Origin of the sequence: Peribacillus aracenensis (assembly GCF_025175645.1) — a bacterium.
Classification (GTDB): domain Bacteria; phylum Bacillota; class Bacilli; order Bacillales; family DSM-1321; genus Peribacillus; species Peribacillus aracenensis.
Window position 1 is genome coordinate 25,388 of record NZ_JANZMJ010000028.1, and the last position, 19,187, is coordinate 44,574.

At 36.3% G+C, this 19,187-nt stretch carries 20 protein-coding genes and 1 pseudogene; 16 read left to right on the forward strand and 5 right to left on the reverse strand.

The window, feature by feature from the left end:
* Positions 1-5: 5 nt before the first annotated feature.
* A complete protein-coding gene (locus tag N0M92_RS21945) occupies positions 6-833 on the reverse strand; it encodes a MerR family transcriptional regulator (RefSeq protein ID WP_260287826.1) in 828 nt (275 codons plus the stop codon).
* 179 nt (positions 834-1,012) lie between these two features.
* Here N0M92_RS21945 and N0M92_RS21950 point away from each other — a divergent pair, with 179 nt between their 5' ends.
* Together N0M92_RS21950 and N0M92_RS21955 are read left to right on the forward strand one after the other, a co-directional pair.
* Entirely contained in the window at positions 1,013-1,867 is an 855-nt protein-coding gene (locus N0M92_RS21950) for an arginase family protein (protein WP_260287827.1), read from the forward strand.
* Between the two features lie 520 nt (positions 1,868-2,387).
* Positions 2,388-2,582, forward strand: a complete 195-nt coding sequence (locus N0M92_RS21955) for a CDGSH iron-sulfur domain-containing protein (protein WP_081109037.1) — start codon at positions 2,388-2,390, stop codon at positions 2,580-2,582.
* A 586-nt stretch (positions 2,583-3,168) separates the two neighbouring features.
* Here the strand turns inward: N0M92_RS21955 and N0M92_RS21960 are convergent.
* The gene (locus tag N0M92_RS21960) at positions 3,169-3,891 is read right to left on the reverse strand and encodes an NADPH-dependent F420 reductase (RefSeq protein WP_260287828.1); all 723 of its coding nucleotides are present in this window, start codon (positions 3,889-3,891) and stop codon (positions 3,169-3,171) included.
* Between the two features lie 213 nt (positions 3,892-4,104).
* Between N0M92_RS21960 and N0M92_RS21965 the strand changes: the two genes are divergently transcribed.
* Positions 4,105-4,464, forward strand: a complete 360-nt coding sequence (locus tag N0M92_RS21965; RefSeq protein ID WP_260287829.1) for a winged helix-turn-helix transcriptional regulator — start codon at positions 4,105-4,107, stop codon at positions 4,462-4,464.
* A gap of 332 nt (positions 4,465-4,796) precedes the next feature.
* On the opposite strand, the gene N0M92_RS21970 is transcribed toward N0M92_RS21965, so the two are convergent.
* Positions 4,797-5,756 carry a PLP-dependent cysteine synthase family protein gene (locus N0M92_RS21970; protein ID WP_260287830.1) on the reverse strand — a complete coding sequence of 320 codons (960 nt, stop codon included), beginning with the start codon at positions 5,754-5,756 and terminating at the stop codon, positions 4,797-4,799.
* A 129-nt stretch (positions 5,757-5,885) separates the two neighbouring features.
* Between N0M92_RS21970 and N0M92_RS21975 the strand changes: the two genes are divergently transcribed.
* The 6 genes and pseudogenes from N0M92_RS21975 (at position 5,886) to N0M92_RS22000 (ending at position 12,532) form a co-directional block, all read left to right on the forward strand.
* Complete coding sequence (locus N0M92_RS21975) at positions 5,886-6,440, forward strand: helix-turn-helix domain-containing protein (RefSeq protein WP_260287831.1); 555 nt, start codon at positions 5,886-5,888, stop codon at positions 6,438-6,440.
* 66 nt (positions 6,441-6,506) lie between these two features.
* Positions 6,507-6,656 carry a hypothetical protein gene (locus N0M92_RS21980; RefSeq protein WP_192206567.1) on the forward strand — a complete coding sequence of 50 codons (150 nt, stop codon included), beginning with the start codon at positions 6,507-6,509 and terminating at the stop codon, positions 6,654-6,656.
* 415 nt (positions 6,657-7,071) lie between these two features.
* Positions 7,072-8,352 (forward strand): M20 family metallopeptidase, encoded by a 1,281-nt coding sequence (locus N0M92_RS21985; RefSeq protein WP_260287832.1) that lies wholly within the window; start codon positions 7,072-7,074, stop codon positions 8,350-8,352.
* Positions 8,353-8,978: 626 nt separating this feature from the next.
* Positions 8,979-9,635, forward strand: a complete 657-nt coding sequence (locus N0M92_RS21990) for a VanZ family protein (protein WP_260287833.1) — start codon at positions 8,979-8,981, stop codon at positions 9,633-9,635.
* Between the two features lie 518 nt (positions 9,636-10,153).
* On the forward strand, positions 10,154-11,791 hold the full coding sequence (locus tag N0M92_RS21995; protein WP_260287834.1) for a spore germination protein: 1,638 nt from the start codon (positions 10,154-10,156) through the stop codon (positions 11,789-11,791).
* A 247-nt stretch (positions 11,792-12,038) separates the two neighbouring features.
* A pseudogene (locus tag N0M92_RS22000) lies at positions 12,039-12,532 on the forward strand (GNAT family N-acetyltransferase).
* Positions 12,533-12,615: 83 nt separating this feature from the next.
* On the opposite strand, the gene N0M92_RS22005 reads toward N0M92_RS22000, so the two are convergent.
* A complete protein-coding gene (locus N0M92_RS22005) occupies positions 12,616-12,747 on the reverse strand; it encodes a hypothetical protein (protein ID WP_260287835.1) in 132 nt (43 codons plus the stop codon).
* 243 nt (positions 12,748-12,990) lie between these two features.
* Here N0M92_RS22005 and N0M92_RS22010 point away from each other — a divergent pair, with 243 nt between their 5' ends.
* The 6 genes from N0M92_RS22010 to N0M92_RS22035 all read left to right on the forward strand — a co-directional run bounded on the left by N0M92_RS22010 (position 12,991) and on the right by N0M92_RS22035 (position 16,739).
* Positions 12,991-13,431: a GNAT family N-acetyltransferase gene (locus tag N0M92_RS22010; RefSeq protein WP_260287836.1), complete on the forward strand. Its 441-nt coding sequence runs from the start codon at positions 12,991-12,993 to the stop codon at positions 13,429-13,431.
* 38 nt (positions 13,432-13,469) lie between these two features.
* Entirely contained in the window at positions 13,470-14,000 is a 531-nt protein-coding gene (locus N0M92_RS22015; RefSeq protein ID WP_260287837.1) for a PepSY-associated TM helix domain-containing protein, read from the forward strand.
* 14 nt (positions 14,001-14,014) lie between these two features.
* Entirely contained in the window at positions 14,015-14,437 is a 423-nt protein-coding gene (gene fosM, locus N0M92_RS22020) for a FosM family fosfomycin resistance protein (protein ID WP_260287838.1), read from the forward strand.
* A gap of 28 nt (positions 14,438-14,465) precedes the next feature.
* Complete coding sequence (locus N0M92_RS22025) at positions 14,466-15,158, forward strand: aspartate/glutamate racemase family protein (RefSeq protein WP_260287839.1); 693 nt, start codon at positions 14,466-14,468, stop codon at positions 15,156-15,158.
* A gap of 139 nt (positions 15,159-15,297) precedes the next feature.
* Entirely contained in the window at positions 15,298-15,591 is a 294-nt protein-coding gene (locus N0M92_RS22030) for a hypothetical protein (RefSeq protein ID WP_260287841.1), read from the forward strand.
* A 278-nt stretch (positions 15,592-15,869) separates the two neighbouring features.
* Positions 15,870-16,739 (forward strand): DUF6843 domain-containing protein, encoded by an 870-nt coding sequence (locus N0M92_RS22035; protein WP_260287842.1) that lies wholly within the window; start codon positions 15,870-15,872, stop codon positions 16,737-16,739.
* Between the two features lie 334 nt (positions 16,740-17,073).
* On the opposite strand, the gene N0M92_RS22040 is transcribed toward N0M92_RS22035, so the two are convergent.
* Entirely contained in the window at positions 17,074-17,208 is a 135-nt protein-coding gene (locus N0M92_RS22040) for a hypothetical protein (protein ID WP_260287843.1), read from the reverse strand.
* A 305-nt stretch (positions 17,209-17,513) separates the two neighbouring features.
* Between N0M92_RS22040 and N0M92_RS22045 the strand changes: the two genes are divergently transcribed.
* The gene (locus N0M92_RS22045; RefSeq protein WP_260287844.1) at positions 17,514-18,914 is read left to right on the forward strand and encodes an MFS transporter; all 1,401 of its coding nucleotides are present in this window, start codon (positions 17,514-17,516) and stop codon (positions 18,912-18,914) included.
* Positions 18,915-19,187: the final 273 nt, after the last annotated feature.

A 19,187-nucleotide genomic window follows, 5' to 3' on the forward strand; every position in this document is an offset into this window, starting at 1 on the left:
GTTGATCAATCAATGTGTATTTGGAGCTCGGTTATAAAGTCTTCATCATTTGAAGTAGCATAATTATTCGGCAGTGAAACTTCGTTCACATTATTTTTCATTGGGAAGCCTGACGTATAGTAGGCTTTTTTTAGTTTGCTGAAGTGACCATAATAATCGGCTTTAGACCACTTAAAGGCGATACACATATATGTCCCTTTTGGGATGGAATCGACATAAACACCTGAGGGATTTAGATCGGTTTTAGTAATATGAGTATAAAGACTGCTGTAATGAATTTTTTCTGTTGATTCGTAATGCTTTAACGGATATATACAGCCATATTGAAGATCAACAACTGTCCCTTCTTTCTCAAGTGCATCCGCAAGTTCTCTGAAATATATATCGGGTTGATCTAGTGGAGTCACTACGTTTTGGCAATCTACTTTTAATACGTTGCGCTCATCTATTTTACGGGTATAGACGACACCGAGTTCCTGATTGTTTAGAAGTATTTGCTCGTGAAGCTGGCTTTTGTAGTGATTTAGCAAATGTTGAATATTTTCTAGTTTTTTGATTTGTTCTTCTATAGTCAATTCCTGCTTTTCTAGGAACTCATACATTGATTCAGGAGGCAGTGCGATCATTTGGCGAATTTCCTCAAGTGGCGTACCGATGTGTTTCAAGTATTTGATAATATCTAAATAAAAAATTTGTCTAACACTATAATAACGATAATGATTATCGGGATTAATGTATTCTGGTTTAAAAAGGCCGATTTTATCATAATAACGAAGAGTTTGAATTGATACATTATTTAACTTTGACATGTCGCCTATTGATAAATATGTCATTATAATTTACTCCTGTATTTAAAAAATATTATAAAAAACACTTTCATTTTCAAATAGTCTTGACTGTATAGTAACTATAGACTTTATTATACATCCATAGGATATCTTGTACAGGATAGTATCATTTGAAACTGAATTATATTTTTAGAGTTATTATAAATGGAGGTTTGGTGTTTATTATGAGTAAAACAATAAGGTTAATAGCCCCTGATTGGCAAGGGGGGAATAAGCGAGAATATTATTTTGGTGCAGAATTACTGTCATGGTTAGCTCCTAATAATGCTAACCAAAAAGAGATAAAATTAGATATTGAGGAACCGAAAAATGAAGAATTAGAAAAAGAAAATGGGGTGGTTGCTCAATCTAGTGTTAAACGAAATGTGAGTATGGCAGCAGAAGTATTGAAAGAAGAATTACCTGATAAAATTATTACTTTTGGTGGGAGCTGTTTAGTATCTCAAGCCCCTTTTGATTATCTTCATGGTAAATATGGCAAAGAACTCGGAATCGTTTGGATAGATTCTCATCCTGATGTTTCAACTCCAAAAGAATATCATCATGAACATGCTATGGTTTTGGGGAATTTATTAGGAGCAGGAGATCCAGAGTTATCTATAAGTGTTGAAGTTCCTTTTAATTCAAATTCATTTTTATATGTTGGAATGCAAGAGCCGAATGATTTAGAAGTAAAATTATTAGAGGATTTAAATCTAAATTATACTGTTCAAGATAAAAGGATTTTAAAATTTGAAGAAATACAAAAGTGGATTAAAGAGAATGGTTTTACAAAAATAGCTGTTCATCTTGATTTAGATGTATTAGACCCAAATTTATTTAGATCTTTATATTTCTCTGAGCCTGGTGTGACAGAGTTTCCCTCAGAATCAGGAAAGATGACTCCTAAAGAATTACTGAATATATTAAAAGGCATTTTTGAAGAAAATGATGTTGTGGGATTAACGATTGCCGAATTTTTACCATGGGATTCTATAAATTTAAAAAATATATTATCTGATTTAGATATTTTTGAATAATAGATAAAAATGGATCTGTTTTTTTAGCAGATCCATTTTTGTTTTTGTGGTATTGAAACGAGTTTCCTCTTGTCTTGAATTAACAGAAGTACATTCTAGATGCGGCAGCAAATCAGAATTGTAAAGGGTAGCAAAAGATGTACTGTGAATCGTAATGGCTTATATTAAGTGACAATAGCGTTTGGTTCAAGGATGCTTTAATGGAGTAACGCAAAATCCGGATTTTTCTATTTTAATACTGAGGAGCTGAGATTTTTAATATGTGAATTTCTGTAACTTTGTAAACTCACTAAATATTATTCAACAATCGGGCGCGATTCTGGAATAAGTTTCGCTTTTCTTATAGAACTAACGGGTGCGATAGGGGGAGGGCGATAAAATGTGGTGTGTTTTTATTGGTATAACACTTCTTCTTTTGGTAATTTCATGATGTCAATCAAATAATATTGAGGAAGTAGAACTTATTTATCGTTTAAAGTTATTCCCCCATGGTAAAAATGTTTTAAAAAAGAGGTGATTTATTATAGCTACTATTAAAGTTAATGATAATGGTTCATTACGTGTATCAGGGAATGTAGAGCTAGTCGATGGTGAAGGGAATAAAATTGAAACAAAAGAAGCCTTTTCCCTATGCAGATGTGGACTTTCCGATAATAAACCTTTTTGCGACGGATCCCACAAAAGTAATTTCGAAAGCGTAGTTAGGGCTGAATAAAGCTAGTGGGACAGAAGCTTTAGGGCACCCTTTTGGGAAATCGAACCCCAAAAAGTCGCCCGATTCATTTTTCTTTTACGAAAGAGTATGTTGTTGAACTATCGGGTGCGTTAGTTGAGAACCGGGGCTGCCATTTGGTGGCCTTTTTGCTTAATGAACTAAAGGGGCAGGTTAGTTGCATAAGGCGAACATGTCCTTTACGTCGCATAAGACACAAATTGTGATGTTAATGCTGGTGATTTGATGTATAACCACACAGTGGTAAAAACAATTCCGGTGATAATGATGTAATTTTATAATTATTGGCTCTGTTAAAGGATGTTGTTGATTTTTTTGATGAACTAAAAGGACAGTTTAGTGTAACAACAATACAGTTTTTTTACGGCGATGAAAATTGTTAACAACGACTAAATACTTTTAAAGTGTTACATCCAAGGTGGATGAACAGAGTTTACTGTAAAAGATTTAAAATGCCAAAATAGTGATCAAGGTTATTTTGATCACTATTTTTGGTTCCAAATTTCCTATGTCTTCTATTCAATTTAAAATTAAATACTAGAGCAATGATCAATATGGGTTTCCTAAATTATGAATTATATGTTTCTCTGTTTAGATTCACAATATCTTTATGTGAAAATCTAGCTGAAAACTTCTCCATCGCCGTATCCCGTAGGAATGGGGCTTTTTCTTTATTTGCCTTTTTTAACCCTTCCGTTAGTTCCTCTTTTGTTAGTTCTGTGCAGTATGCAGGAGTTCCTGGCTGTTGTCTCCATGAATCATTTAAAGAACCACTATCTACTGCGTCGAAGCCTAGCTCGTTTACTACGTTCATGATTATTTGTTTTTGTGATAGGTTATTACCAGCAATCGCCATGGCAATGCGTCCACTAGTACCTTCGGGGGTTTCCTTATTTTCTAAAGTATAAGCTAATTGATTGTTGAAAGCTTTAATGATAGGTCTACCTAATTGATTTGAAACCCAAGCACTTTCAACCATCCCGTTCTCAATTTCTTCAATTTTATTGTCTCTAAAAGGATAATAATTTGAAGTGTCTACAACGATTACTTCCTCTCCAGATTTATCTACAATGTTGCGAATGCTTGGCATTACATGAAAAGGGATAGATATTATAAGAACATCAATATTTGTTATTACATCTTCTACACTCACAGTTGTTCCAGCAAGCTCTTTTCCTTCTAAACGTTCAATTCCTCGAGCATCTGCAATTTTGACATCATGTCCATTCTTAACTAATTTTTTAGAAATAATTGTCCCTATTGGTCCTGCACCTATAATTCCAAATCTCATTATTGTTCCTCCTAAATATAATTTTGTTCGATTATGATTTAATATCAGCTAGCCTCAACACGAAATTGGCTACATTCCTTTTTTGTAAGCATTAAGGTAATTGATCTTGGTTATAAATAATATAATGAACTCATTACTCTTACTTTTGAAGTAGGCAATAAAAAATGATATAGTACACTTTTTTGTACTTTATGGAAGAAAAGGGATGTAAGTATGGCTAGAATATGCAAGGATGGATTTGAAAAAGAGTTTATTAAGGAGCAAAGAGACGTTTATGGTATTGCGTATACCCAAAATATGCTTTCAGGGCGCTGGAAGTATCTTATTCTTTGGTTTTTAAAAACAAAAGAACGTCGTTATAGCGAAATTAAAGCTTTTTTATGGGACATTTCACAAGGTTCTCTTACAAAACAGTTGAGAGAATTAGAAACAGATGGATTAATTAATCGAGAAGTTTTTCCTGAGGTACCTCCACGTGTTGAATATTCATTAACAACTAAAGGGCGTGAATTTATCCCAATACTTGATATGATGGAGAATTTCGGCAAAAAATTCGGGGAGAAACCTGAGTGAAATAATAAAATGATATTTTTTATTAATTGAGCCGATATTGTGAAGGGTTGTAATTAAACTAGCGGATGCATTAGCTGAAGATCAGAGCTGTCTTTAAGGCAGCTTTTTATTATGGAACTTTCGGGGCAGGATAGTTCAAGAGTGCTGTTTGATCTATGTTCAACAATTTGGCTATGTAATTGAATAAGCTAAAATGATAAATTTGAGTATAAAAGGATTTTTTTTTATGAAGAGGTAGTGATTATTTTGATTAAATAAGAAAGTATCAAAAAATCAAATCGATACTTTCTTATGTTATTCGGAGAAATTAGAACGAAGGGTAAGCAAATTATTTATTTATATAGATCTGTGCTTAGATATTTAAGACCAGAATCATTTATAGTTAATACGATATTTGCTCCTTTTTCTTCCTGCTTCAATAGTTTTAATGCAGCAGCAACATTCGCTCCTGAAGAAAATCCTGCAAATATCCCTTCTTTTTTTGCTAAATCTCTTGCAACTTGTGTAGCCTCTTCATCTGTAATATGAATATAGTTTGTAACTAAATTTTTATCCAAAAGAGGCAAGTTCATTAAATATCCACCGCCTTGAATCTTATGATTTGGATTCATTACAGGTTTACCAGAGTAAAAGGGAGCAGAATCTGGTTCAACTAAGTAGCAACGAATGTCGGGTTTATACTTTTTTAAAGTTTTTGCACATCCGGTAAAAGTACCACCAGAACCTGCAAAATCTAGAAAAACATCTATTTCTCCATTTGTTTGTCTCCACATTTCTTCCCCTGTGTGATATTCGTGAGCATGTATATTTCCAATATGATTAAATTGGTCTGCACGGAATGCGTTTCTTTCTTTTGTTATTTGTTCTGCGACCTCTTCAACTTTGGCGAGATCCTTTCCAGATACTTGCCCTACCGGTGAACCAGGGACTTGGTCTACTAATACAACCTCTGCTCCCAGTGCTTCCATCATTCTTGCTCTTTCTAAGGAATTTCCCTTAGACATTACAGCTACAAATTTATAACCTTTCACTCCACATACAATAGCCAGTCCTGTACCAGTATTGCCACTTGTCAGTTCCACAACAGTTTGATTAGGCTTGAGTAATCCTGCCTTTTCAGCCTCTTCAATTATCTGTAAACCAATTCTATCTTTTTTGCTAAAACCAGGATTTAAATATTCAAGTTTAGCAAAAATATTTCCATCAAGACCTTCTGTAATTCTAGATAGGTGAACCATGGGAGTGTTACCAATAACTTGATGAACACCTGAAAGTATAGAACGGTTTTCCATAGACAATTTCCCCTTTTTCATATATTTTGGACTATATAGTGTATATTTGAACGCTATATAGTTTATATAGTATATTATAACGTACGTTTGTGCAATATAACGTATATATATTTTATTGGAGGTTCATATATGGATCAAATTAATAAAAGTATCAGCAAAAATATAAAAAGTGTCCGGCAAGAAAGAAATTTAAGTTTAGAAAAAACATCTGAATTAACAGGTGTTAGCAAAACTATGTTAGGACAAATCGAAAGAGGCGAGTCGAATCCAACTGTAACAACTCTTTGGAAAATAGCTAATGGGTTACGATTATCATTCTCTTCACTAATTAGTCAAGATAGACCATCTGTTACTTTAATAAAAAAGAATGAAGTAGTGCCAGTTATTGAAAATAATGGACAATATCGTGTGTATCCACTTGTATCATTTAATCCAGAAAACCAGTTTGAAGTCTTTTTAATAACCCTAGAACCAGGATGTGAGCATAAATCAGAACCGCATAATGCAGGTGTTGAAGAATACATTTTTGTAAATGAGGGGACTTTAGAAGTTGAAGTTAATGAAAAGCTTTATGAAGTCGATTGCGAGGACACTATGATTTTTGATGCAGATAAACCTCATATTTACAGGAACAATGGAAATAAGATAGTAAAGTGTTCAGTATTAATTCATTATCCTATTTAATCATTTAAAAATTACTTTGGAATATTTTTTGATTTACTACGAATCCTAATTTTAGGAGGCGACAAAATGAAAAAACAAGAAAAATCAAAAAATCTCGGCCAAAAAGCCGATTCAATGAATGCTTTGGATCAGGGGTTAAACTTGTTTCCGCAAGTAGTTAATAACGCCACTGGTATTGACAAGGGGAACGACGGTAAAATAAATAAAAATGATTAAATTGAACGCCTTTTTTGGGGCGTTTTTCTATCTTTTCTAATGATCTTCCCCAGCCTATTTCCTCCTTCACTTGTCCACTCAACAATAAGTCTGATAGAACTACCATGAATTTTAAGAATGAAAAAAGAGGAGAGCGATAATTAATTAGTCTATGGATTAGGTGATTTACAACGTTAAGCACATTTTCAAGACGTTACCCCTATATATCTTTGGATTGATCATTTTTGCCATGTATCGAAAAAATGGCGATTCACCACAAATAATGAAAGTAGTTAGGGAGTGTTAAGTGTAACTATAGCATTGAACGCGACAATGTTTCCTCATCTTTTTCCCCCAGAAATATGATCTAGGAACGGCACATAGAATAGTATAGAAATACTGCGGCTAATGCCGGACATGGAGGGGATGTATTTATATGAGTACCAGATTAATCAGGCAGCTGATAAGGTCAAGGCAACAGGAATTAGTCGAACTTGCTGCTTCATTCATTCGAATTCCATCTGAAAATCCATCGCCCGAGTTTAAGAAGCGGTCAGCAGAAATGGGACGCCATATTAGCCGATACCTGGCAGCAAAAGGTTTCTTGATTACCGAGCACCGCCGTAGCGAAAATTCGCTGGTCACCGTCGTCTGTGATGCTCCCTTAACCAGGGCACCTGGTCCACGGCTCCTATTTTGTGGACATACAGATGTCGTACCGGCAGGCGATTATTCACATTGGACCTTCGATCCTTTCTCAGGAGAAGTCAGAGCAGGTATGCTTTTGGGCAGGGGAGCCTCCGATATGAAAGGAGGCTTGGCATCACTGGTTTTTGTGGCTGGACTACTTCAGGAGTTCGCCCCCACACTTAATTTAAAAGGAAGTCTGGGAGTTATTGCTTCTCCGGATGAAGAGACTGGCGGCATTGAGGTGGCCTCGCTCCTGGATCAAGGATTGATTAAGGGGGATGCTTGTCTGATCGGTGAACCGTCGGATCCCTACCATCCCAATGCCGGTGAAAAGGGCAAGGCATGGATGCAGGTGATCATACCAGGTCAGGCAGATCATGGAAGCCTACAACCGCTTTATGGAATCTCCGCCGTACGAAGAGGGGCAGCCGCGGTCGAAGCACTAACCAAGCTATGGGAGCTCAAGGCAACACCTCCGGCAGAGCCTTGTCAACTTTTGTACAATACTGAGTGGCTCCTATCTCAGAGTCCAGAAAATCCCCTACTGTCACAGCTACTTTATCGCCCCTCTTACAATCCAGGTGTAATCCAGGGCGGAACAAATGTGAACGTCGTCGCAGACAAGTGTATCATTAAAGTGGATACCCGGGTTCCATTCGGTATGAAGCCCGAGTTTGTACTTGATGTCGCTAGGAATCTTGTTAGTGCTGTAGCGCCAGGTGCGGTTGTAGAGCCAATGGTACCCTTTATTAACCCGAACTGGACCTTAGAGAATCGTCCAATTGTGAGGGCCATAGAACTGGGAATCCAGCGTGTCCTCGGAATGGAGGAACCCGTCTTCAGCGTACTTTTGCTTAGTTCAAGTGATGCCAGTCACTTCCGGCGCCATGGCATTGATACTGTCCTTTACGGTCCTGGCCTGGATAACACTATCCATGGGTACGATGAGCGGGTTTCAGTGGAGAACTTAGTAGAATCTGCCGAGATATATGCTGAGACGGCAGTCAAGTATCTTAGGTCATTTTAAATCTATTTTCACGAAACTTTATGTAGGGGTAACGTCAGGATTTTGACAATTTATAAGGTTAAGATAGAACCCCTTGTATCCATATTACATGAAACAAGGCTTACTAGTGTCCCGTATAACTTGTCACAACAACGATATCCACTTCCTAGAACAGCTTAACGTTGTAAATCCGCATTTTCCTGACGCTGCCCCATAGCCATAGGGGTGCAGCCAACATCGTGTAAAAGCAGGTCACTAATGGTGATAAATACCATTAAGTGGCCTGTTTACTTTTTTCCTATTCATATTCCTCCAAGGATTAAATGGGTACCCTCGACACTCTCCCAATCCTAGTCATTTAGCTGAAGCCCACTTTTCAAATTCACTGGTGTGCTCTGTAATAATGTTTGATTAAAATCACATAACCTCATTAGGTTTTCATAGATGGTTTTTTGATATATATGTTAAAAATTATAAAGATTGTGAAAACATGCACTTAAAATAACGGGGCAGGATAGTTCCATAAAGAAACGCAATAAAGTCTTGGTTTTATTGGTGATAATTGAATGAGCAGAATTAAATTCCAACAAAGTCATATTTTATGGTAAAATAAGGTTTTGTTTGAACTGGAAGGAAGGGTCGATGGAGTGTATTTAATTAATGGTAGTTTGCTTATTGGAATTGGAGTTATATGTTATTTGGCTGGAAGAGGTATTTTAATAGGGTTTAAATTAAAAAAAGGAAAACAAGTATATTGGTTAAGGGAAGTTATTAATTTTCTTTTTGTTTTATACGTACTTATGGTTGTTTCCGTTACACTGTTTCCATTAGCTTTATGGATTGATTTTAATATGCAAAATATTAAGTTTGGCTTAAACCTAATTCCACTTGTTGGAATTATAAATGATATTAAAAAAATAGGTATTGCATATGACGGTGATACCGTGTTTATGATTAAACTAATTATTAGAAATGTGGGTGGAAATATATTATTATTGATGCCTTTGGGTGTATTATCACCGATAATATGGAATAAATTTAAGGATTTTAAAAATATTGTACTATTCGGATTTGTTATATCAATTAGTATAGAATCTATACAATTTACTGAACTAATAGCAGGTGGTTGGGGAAGAACAGTTGATATTGATGACGTAATTTGTAATGTATTAGGTGTTATTCTTGGATACTTCATTTATAAATTTACGTTTAAATTAGCCGATAAATTTCAAATCGAAATATTACAAAATTTAAACTCTAGGAATTCAAGATTGTTTGATAACGATAAAGGAACTCAATTATAAATTTTATTGAACAAACGGGTGCGTTAGCTGAAGATTGGAGCTGTCTTTTAGACAGCTTTTTCTTATGGCACTAACGGGGCAGGTTAGTTGAAGAAGAATAATGGGTTATTATGGTAATATGAGATTATAAGGGGGCTATCTAAATGAAAAATCTAATTATTGGTATCATAGTTTTATTGGTACTTTGGCTAATACTTCCGTTATTCAATATAAACTCATCATATTTAATTCCTATTGTTATTGAATGGGCTACAAAGTTTATACTTCCGTGGATAGTATTGTATTGGATTATCAGACTCATTAAAAATTTAGAAAAAATTTATTAGCCTTTATTGAACTATCAGGTGCTTTAGCTGAAGATCGGAGCTGTCTTTAAGACGGCCTTTTTATTATGGAACTATCGGGGCAGGATAGTTCCATAATGAAAACCTTAATAGTAAATCTAAACGATGTTATCCATAAAAATAATTTTTTTGGGACAGAATATAAAGAAAAAGGATTGAAAGAGGACCGGTGCTATGGTTTCTTTTTTTAAACAAAAAGGACAAATGAAGAAACGCAAGAAGCAAAAGGTAGACGAAAAAGGAAAAGATCAATCTATAATGAAACCTCCCCAAAATATTGAGAGCTCTATAACAGCCAATCTGGATATCGTGAAGCAGAAAACAGGAAGCAGCCCGGATATCATTGTACGAACGTTGAAAACTAGTCAAAATCCTGAGATCAAGGTGACTATTTTGTATGTACAGGGTCTGATAGACAATCTAAGTGTTACCGATTTTTTAATTGAATCCATCATGAAAAATCCTCATCTAAAAGAAAAGTTACTTCCACATGAAGTGCTGGAAGTGATCTCTAAAGACGTGGTTTCACTCGGCGGTGTAGAAACCGTCACGGACTGGGAAAAATTATTTTTGTCATTATTATCAGGGGATAGCGTCATTTTTGTTGATGGCATAAGCATAGCCCTGGTTGCCAGTACAAAAGGGGGGGATAGGCGTTCTATTCAGGAACCAAGCACAAATTCGGTGGTCCGTGGGTCAAGAGAAGGGTTCACTGAATCGAATGCAACAAACATAGCCCTGGTACGCCGCATTATTAAAAGTCCAGATTTATGGATAGAGTCGATGAAAATAGGCACTGTGACAAAAACGGATGTTTCCATTATGTATATAAATGGGATAGCAAAAAAAGGAATCGTCGAAGAGATCAAAGACCGCTTAAAAGGAATAAATATCGATAGTATTCTTGAATCAGGATATATTGAACAATTGATAGAAGATCAGGTTTTGACCCCATTCCCTACCCTTGATCATACAGAAAGACCTGATAAGGTCGCTGGCAATCTCCTTGAAGGAAGGGTAGCCATTTTTGTTAACGGAACGCCTTTTGTCTTGGTGGCGCCTGCGTTATTTATTCAGTTCTTTCAATCTGTCGAGGACTACTATGCTCGCTTTGATATAGCCTCATCTATACGTGTTTTACGTATTATTATTTTCTTTATTTCGTTAGTTGCCCCGTCTGTTTATGTAGCAGCTACAACATATCATCAAGAAATGATTCCTACAAAGCTGCTCGTCATTCTTGCAGCACAACGGGATTCCGTTCCTTTTCCGGCAGTTATCGAAGCACTCATCATGGAAATAACATTTGAACTCTTACGAGAAGCAAGCCTAAGGATGCCCAAAGCCATTGGGGCGACTATGTCCATTGTTGGTGCTCTGGTGATTGGGCAGGCGGCAGTTCAGGCTGGAATCGTTTCACCGGCAATGGTCATCATGGTATCGATCACGGCCATCGCAAGTTTTGCGACCCCATCCTATACCATGGCAACTGCGGCTCGCTTGCTGCGGTTCGTATTTATCATTTGCGCAGGTGCAATGGGTTTTTATGGTATGAATTTAATCTTTTTTGTCGTCCTAGTCCATTTATGCAGCCTGCGTTCATTCGGAGTTCCTTATATGTCACCATTTGCTCCGCTTAATCCGGAAGGACTGGGAGATACATTCTTCAGGAGTCCATTGTGGGCGTTCAAAAAAAGACCCGTATTTTTAAGCTCCAATACTAATCTGAAAAGAGAAGGCGATAATCAAAGGCCGCTGCCTCCTACATCACGTGGAATGAAGACTTCTAACATGAAGAAGAGGGAAGACTGAACCGTGACATGCTTTTACTATACGGGTGCGTTACCTTAAAATCAGAGCTGTCTATAAGGCAGCTCTTTCTTTATGCAACTTAAATGAAAGAAAAAATGGCGATTATTAAAGTAGGTGGGTCGTAGGAAATATTAAATGAATTTGGGTTTAGTTACTAAGCTACGAGCCAGGTAAGTATAGAATTAATAACGCGAAAATCACCTTAATGATAAAATTAGTTTAATTGCATCATTAAAGGGGGAGAAGGATGGAAATCCGTTCAGTGAAAGGGTCCGATTATTATGCAATATCGCCACTGATCAATGAGTGGTGGGGCGGAAGGCAAATGTCTGATATGTTACCGAAGTTATTTTTTGATCATTTTACAAAAACAAGTTTCATAGCTGAAAAGGAAGGGAAAATAGTCCTTTCCTGATAGGGATTCTATCTCAATCTCAATCTGATGAGGCATATATTCACTTTGTTGGCGTACATCCTGAATACAGAAAAAATGATATCGGACGACATTTATACCATCAGTTTTTTAATGTCGTTCATCAAAATGGCCGCAAGATTGTCCGTTGTGTAACGTCTCCTGTCAACAAAACCTCTATTGCCTATCATCTCAAGATGGGATTTGAAATGGAAGCGGGAGATAAATTAATGGATGTTATTTCAGTCCACTCTGACTATGACGGACTAAATCAAGATAGAGTTTTATTCGTGAAGCAGTTATCAAATTACAATGAAATCCTATTCTAATGAACGAAGGTCGGCCAGTGTCAATCACTGGTCGACCTTTTTTCATAGAACATTATATAGCAGGACTGCCAGCTAAAGTGTTTTTATTCATTGCTTATCTTTATCTGCATGAACGTTTTATCTTCCAGGTTTTCATTATCCTTGTTCCCATTTCCTTTTTCTTGAAAGATTGCAAATCCTATTAGTGTATAAATGATGTGTAACAGCGGCATCATGCTTGTTATACCGCCTCTATTGAGTAAGTTACCCCGGTCTGTATTTGGAATCCTTTAGATAAAGCGGTGAAAATGGTGTTTATATCATAATTTGTTTGAATTGAAGCAGCAGCAATCACCCCGCCTAAGGCTGATATTACCTCTTCTTTTATGGTTCCATAGAAACAGGCTAGTTCACGTAAGATAAGATATAATTTGGATTAATATACAAAATTTTAATGAAAATAGAAAGGAAGCATGAATATGACAGAAATGCTGCCGCTGACATCGGAGAATTTGGAGCAATGTATCGAACTCTACATGAACGTTTTTAATCATGAACCATGGAATGAAAGTTGGACATATGAAGCGGCTAAAGAGAGACTTTCCGACTTATTGCATACGCCTAAATTTTTTGGCTTTTTATTTCAGGATGCTCACAATCCAGTTGGTTTTGTTGCTGGAAATAGTAAGGTGTCTTATCAAGGTTTAACTTATTATTTGGCAGAACTTTGTGTGAATAATGAAAGGCAAGGTAAAGGGTATGGCTCAAGGATGCTCCAATCTTTAGAAGCTGAACTGCAGAAAAGAGAGATTAAAAGTCTATATTTATTAACTGCTAATGGCGGGCTTGCAGAAGCATTTTATCTGAAAAATGATTATGTTGTAAATGAAGATCGGGTGGTCATGAAGAAAAATTTTTAATTTTATGAATTTTACTGTTTAGTCAAGGGGTGATGGAATTGTCGAAATCTGTAAAGCTGTATCAATTAAGCCGAAAAATACATAAATGGACTGGATTGGTTTTATCCGTTTTTTTTATGTTCATCGCAGTCACAGGCCTCGTGCTTGTTTATATGTTACCACTCGGAGTGGCTGATGAGTTAAGGACGGGGAAAGAGGCGGGTCCAGATCAAGCGATACCTATGGAGAAGGTCGTATCCATTGCTACGTCTCAGGATCTTCCAGGTGCGGACTCGGTTGAAGATATATTTAGAATTGAATATAGACCAAGTGCAAATGTGTACCAGGTTCGCTTTAATAACGGTCAAGGTGTTCAAATGGATGTGAGTACGGGAAAAGTGTTATCCACAAATCCAGATTACTCGACGTTCCTCATCACTTTGCATGATGGAACCTTTTTTGGCGATTGGTATAGATACAGTATCCTCACAATGACCGGTTTATCCTTAATCCTGCTGTCGTTTTCAGGGTATTACATGTTCGGGTATCCTCTTTATAAGCGTCTAATGGCGAAAAAAAAGCAATCTTAATATGAGGTGGCAGTGTGTCTATAAAGGGTTTGAATCACTTTTTATTTTCAGTTTCCGATTTAGAGAGATCCATAGAGTTTTATCAAAATGTTTTTGATGCAAAATTGTTAGTTAAGGGGAGAAACACTGCCTATTTTGACTTGAATGGAATGTGGCTAGCCCTGAATGCAGAAAAGGATATACCCCGTAATGAAATAAGCCAATCATACACACATATAGCATTTTCCATAGAAGAAGCTGACTTTATGAACATGTACGAGAAACTAAAGGAATTGAATGTAAGCATCCTGTCAGGACGTCCAAGGGATGAAAAAGATAAGAAGTCCATTTATTTCACTGATCCAGATGGTCATAAGTTCGAGTTTCATACAGGTACTTTACAAAATAGAATGGATTACTACAAACAAGAAAAAGCATATATGGAGTTTTTCGACTGATAATTAAACGATGAAAAGGGGAATGTTTGTGAAAACGATTGGCCTTATTGGCGGAATGAGCTGGGAATCGTCGCTGGAATATTATCGACTCATCAATGAGGAAGTGAAAGCCAAATTGGGAGGATTGCATTCAGCCAAGTGTATTTTATATAGCGTGGATTTTGAGGAAATCGAACGCTATCAAGCTGAAGGCGATTGGGATAGTTCCGGTAAATTATTAGGGGAAGCAGCTCTGTCTTTGGAAAAGGCAGGTGCCGAAATGATTGTCATCTGTACGAATACGATGCATAAAGTGGTCGGATATATTGAAGAGAAAGTCAGTTTACCGATTTTACACATTGCTGATTCAACAGCAAAACAAATTCAAGAGTCCAAAATAAGTACGGTTGGGTTACTTGGCACTAAATATACGATGGAGCAAGACTTCTATAAAACACGAATTGAGTCTAATGGTATCAAGGTTTTGATACCAAATGAAGAGGATAGAAAAGTGATCAATCAAGTCATTTATGAAGAATTATGTTTAGGGGAAATCCAACAATCATCAAGAGATTATTACAAAAAGGTCATCAAGGGGTTGGTTGATGATGGAGCGGAAGGAATAATATTAGGCTGCACCGAAATTGGATTATTGGTAAAACAAGAGGATTCAGAAGTGCCATTATTTGATACGGCCGTAATCCATGCCGTTGATACTGTTAATATGGCATTGGGAAAATGACTGTGCTTCAATAAAAGGGGTTGCTGCGGCAGCCTTTTTTTTGTGGAGTAAGAGCAGTTTTTAATATGTAACCAAATAAATGGAATGATGTGTTAAAGTTTCATTAAGAGGGCTGGGGAGTCTGTAAGGGGAGGTAAAGATGAGAAATCAAATATATATATTTATTACTAGTTTGATTTGGATCTTATCAGGAACTTTCTTGTTCATCCATAATAGGGGGATGTTGAATGTAAGTCCTTGGGGGATGCACAGCTTTGTTAATATAACGATACAACTAGCAGTTATTCTATTACCGATTATTGGGCTATTTTTGTCCATTCTTATTAAGAAAAGATTCATGAAGTATGTAATGATTTTAGGATGCCTAATAAACATTTATTATCTATCCATCCCATTTATCTTATTCTGGTTACATTACTTTAAGGTCAATTAATCAGGCAGATTACTTAGAAAATTAATCTAACAGGAGCTTTTCTTCAATCTTTAAACATATTTTACAATATCGTGCTGACAGGATTATCCCATTTCGGTTATGGAAAGTAGACAGCAATGTGGATCAATCATCCGAGATGAGGAGAGAGGGTACTATATGCTGACCGAGTGTTTTCGCCAATGGGGATATAACTTAATCCCTTTATAAATGGTTTGCAAGGGCTTTGATTAAGGCTCTGTGTACGAATGTAGAGATGATAAAACAAAAGGGGAATAAAAATGAAAGATATGCTTTCCACAAAGCTTAAATCTGTCTTGATAGTCAGCAGTATTCTCGGAGGGTTCTTTCTCCTATTGGAACTTCGAACAGGTTTGCCAATCTATTTTATATTCGTGATGGTATATGCCTTCATAGGCAATGTTGTTTACGGGATACCCGTTTCCTTTCTTTCGGATTTTGTAACAATGAAGATCGGAAAGAATCGATTTATTTTCGCATCCTTGTTCTATCTGGTGTTCGGTTTTCTGCCCTCGATATTTTTAGGAGATCTCGGAATTTATGCGGTCATCTGCTCTTTGCTCTTTTTCCTATCAGAAGAATGGCAGAGAATGAGAAAATACAACAGGGGGATAAAGCCGGCCAACAAGGTAATGATTACGAACACGCTATCTACCGTTATCTTATTCTCTTTAGCATTATATGGCTCAATGACTGTCTCGGGTCCATTGTTCGAAAAGCATACAAATGAAGTCTATCTCATTCCAAAAGGGTATGAGGGTGAAGTTAGAGTGGTGTACAATATCAAGGATGCTCCAAAACCTAAAAAAAGTGAAGACTTTGATATTTATCGAATGAATGAAAAAGGATACACACTCAGCCCGCTTCCTGAAAGAGAAGGGATTATCAATAATCAATATTTTTATATTGATAAAGAAGGAAATAAAGAAAGAATTGATGATTCTTGCATTAATCTTGGAGGCTCGGAAGGTGTACAAATAGATGACTACGAGTACTCCAGCACCTACTTTACTGTAACAAATACACATTGCAGTGAATCGTTTAGTACAGATGGAGACCCTGATTTACCACGGGGAATCTCGTTAGAAGGGATTATTAAAGAAGAAGGATTGGATAAACCTAAAAACTAAATGGAATTTTTTCCGGTAAGAGCTGCATCGGCAGCTCTTTTTTGTATGGAACTATAAGGGGCGGGTTAGTTTAAAAAGAATGTTTAAACCGTAAAGACAGATTTTGATATTTATGAAATTTATAAGAAAAATGAGGGGGGGATTTCAGTGCAACATATAAAATGTCCTTGCTGTGGATTTCCGACATTAGACAGCGTGGGGGGATGATATATGTGAACTTGGTAGGGAAGGGTAATACTAGTTTCTAGTAATAAAAAAGAGAATATACGATAATCCACTAACTTAAAGCAAAAACGGCGTAAGCTCTGATTTCTTCATTTGGGTCATCAATACATTATTGATAAAGGGGCAAGCAATCTTTCGTCAGGAAAGAATTGAGCTGTCTCTGTTCCCCATTATCATTTATCATTTCCTCAGTTAAATCATTATCATCGGGCATAGGAGCGTATTTTTCTTGATCTTTGTTCATAATTTTCACCTCTGTTTCATTGTATCTCATATACATCCTTAGTTCGCATAACGACACAAGAAGGAAGCCAGCACAGAAAGACATCCCTTAAGGGATCAGGGATTTCTTTAGTCCCCTGCTTTTTCTCTAAGCAGGGGACCTACCAACCAAAAGAGCTATTGTAAGCAAAAAAATGAATATTTTTCTGTTTTTGTATCAAAATAATTAATGTCCAAAGGCTTTTCGATCCGGAATCTGCTTGTACCCCAGTTTGACTTTATTTCTCATTCTTGCATAATGGTATCCCATGGAGATGACATGATAAAATGAAATTTAACAAGAAAAAAATCAACGTTGTAGATATTCAAAAGGCGAAGAAAAGTGTGTTTGCTACAGGGGTAGGAAACGCTATGGAGTGGTTTGATTTTGGCTTATATTCCTATTTAGCTGTTATCATTAGTCAAAACTTTTTTAGTGCTGTTGAGAATGATGAGCTAAAATTAGTGTTCACCTTTGCAACATTTGCGATTGCCTTTTTAATGCGCCCAGTAGGCGGTATTATATTTGGTAAAATCGGAGATAAATTAGGAAGAAAAGTCGTTTTAACAACCACGATTATTTTAATGGCTTTTTCAACATTACTAATCGGTTTATTACCTACATATGATCAAATCGGTATATGGGCACCTATACTCTTATTAATAGCTAGAATTATTCAGGGTTTTTCAACTGGTGGCGAATACGCTGGTGCAATGGTCTATATTGCAGAATCTTCTCCAGACAATAAGCGTAATATGCTTGGAAGTGGATTGGAAATTGGTACGCTCATTGGTTATATATTCGCTTCAATACTTGCCAGTACACTCTTTATCACTCTATCTGATCAACAGATGGCCTCATGGGGTTGGAGAATACCGTTTCTACTTGGCTTACCTTTAGGGCTTATTGGGTTGTACTTAAGAAAAAGTTTAGAGGAATCACCGATTTTTGAAAATGAACTTTCTGATGATGAAGTCAAAGAGGAAAGCTTCCTATCTATTTTTAAAAATCACAAAAAAGATATTCTTGTATGTTTTGTAGCTGTTGCATTCTTTAATATTACAAGCTATATGCTATTATCATACATGCCTTCTTATTTAGATGAGATTATTGGATTATCTAGTACAGTAGGAACCCTATTAATTACGATTCTAATGATTATTATGGTGCCACTTACTTTAATGTTTGGAAAGCTCAGTGATAAAATTGGAAATAAGACTGTTTTCTTAATCGGAACAGGCGGATTAACCCTATTATCTGCCCTTGCTTTTTATTTAATAAACTTGAATGCTTTAGTATTTATTTCTTTAGGTATTCTAATTCTAGGTGTTCTGCTTTCAATTTATGAAGGCACAATGCCTGGATCGTTACCAACCATGTTCTATACTGATATTCGATATCGGACATTATCAGTGACCTTTAATGTTTCAGTTTCAATATTTGGTGGAACTACCCCATTAGTTTCCACATGGCTAGTTCACCAAACGGGGAATAACTTAGCACCTGGTTTCTATCTAACAGCCGTGAGTATTATCGGATTTTTAGTGATATTATTCTTGTTCAAAAGTACTTCAGGGAAATCCCTAAAAGGTTCTTACCCAACAGTAGCTTCTAAGTCTGATTATCAAGAAGCTGTTGAAAATCCAAAAGATTCCCTATGGTGGAAGACGGAACAAAGAGAAAAATAAACGTAATTAAAAAGCACATTCAATGGGATGACTATCCGAAATACAGACGCTCAAACATGAGCGTCTGTATTTCGGGTTTTAGTTTTACTTATTGTATGCAGACATTGAATTGATTCAGCGTCTATTTAATGAAAAAGCTACCGAAAAAATATTGTACACGAATGCATTAAAATGGTATTTAGTAATTAAGCCATAAGGTTTAGAATGAAAATTTAAAGTTTGTGAGTGAGTACACTTAAACTAACGGGTGCGTAAGCTTAAGATCAGAGCTGA

Excerpts from the sequence above, each read along its gene's own strand:
- N0M92_RS21945 (WP_260287826.1), bottom strand. The coding sequence starts at position 833 with ATGACATATTTATCAATAGGCGACATGTCAAAGTTAAATAATGTATCA.
- N0M92_RS21950 (WP_260287827.1), top strand. The coding sequence starts at position 1,013 with ATGAGTAAAACAATAAGGTTAATAGCCCCTGATTGGCAAGGGGGGAAT.
- N0M92_RS21960 (WP_260287828.1), bottom strand. The coding sequence starts at position 3,891 with ATGAGATTTGGAATTATAGGTGCAGGACCAATAGGGACAATTATTTCT.
- N0M92_RS21965 (WP_260287829.1), top strand. The coding sequence starts at position 4,105 with ATGGCTAGAATATGCAAGGATGGATTTGAAAAAGAGTTTATTAAGGAG.
- N0M92_RS21970 (WP_260287830.1), bottom strand. The coding sequence starts at position 5,756 with ATGGAAAACCGTTCTATACTTTCAGGTGTTCATCAAGTTATTGGTAAC.
- N0M92_RS21975 (WP_260287831.1), top strand. The coding sequence starts at position 5,886 with ATGGATCAAATTAATAAAAGTATCAGCAAAAATATAAAAAGTGTCCGG.
- N0M92_RS21980 (WP_192206567.1), top strand. The coding sequence starts at position 6,507 with ATGAAAAAACAAGAAAAATCAAAAAATCTCGGCCAAAAAGCCGATTCA.
- N0M92_RS21985 (WP_260287832.1), top strand. The coding sequence starts at position 7,072 with ATGAGTACCAGATTAATCAGGCAGCTGATAAGGTCAAGGCAACAGGAA.
- N0M92_RS21995 (WP_260287834.1), top strand. The coding sequence starts at position 10,154 with ATGGTTTCTTTTTTTAAACAAAAAGGACAAATGAAGAAACGCAAGAAG.
- N0M92_RS22005 (WP_260287835.1), bottom strand. The coding sequence starts at position 12,747 with ATGATGCCGCTGTTACACATCATTTATACACTAATAGGATTTGCAATC.
- N0M92_RS22010 (WP_260287836.1), top strand. The coding sequence starts at position 12,991 with ATGACAGAAATGCTGCCGCTGACATCGGAGAATTTGGAGCAATGTATC.
- N0M92_RS22030 (WP_260287841.1), top strand. The coding sequence starts at position 15,298 with ATGAGAAATCAAATATATATATTTATTACTAGTTTGATTTGGATCTTA.
- N0M92_RS22035 (WP_260287842.1), top strand. The coding sequence starts at position 15,870 with ATGAAAGATATGCTTTCCACAAAGCTTAAATCTGTCTTGATAGTCAGC.
- N0M92_RS22040 (WP_260287843.1), bottom strand. The coding sequence starts at position 17,208 with ATGAACAAAGATCAAGAAAAATACGCTCCTATGCCCGATGATAATGAT.
- N0M92_RS22045 (WP_260287844.1), top strand. The coding sequence starts at position 17,514 with ATGAAATTTAACAAGAAAAAAATCAACGTTGTAGATATTCAAAAGGCG.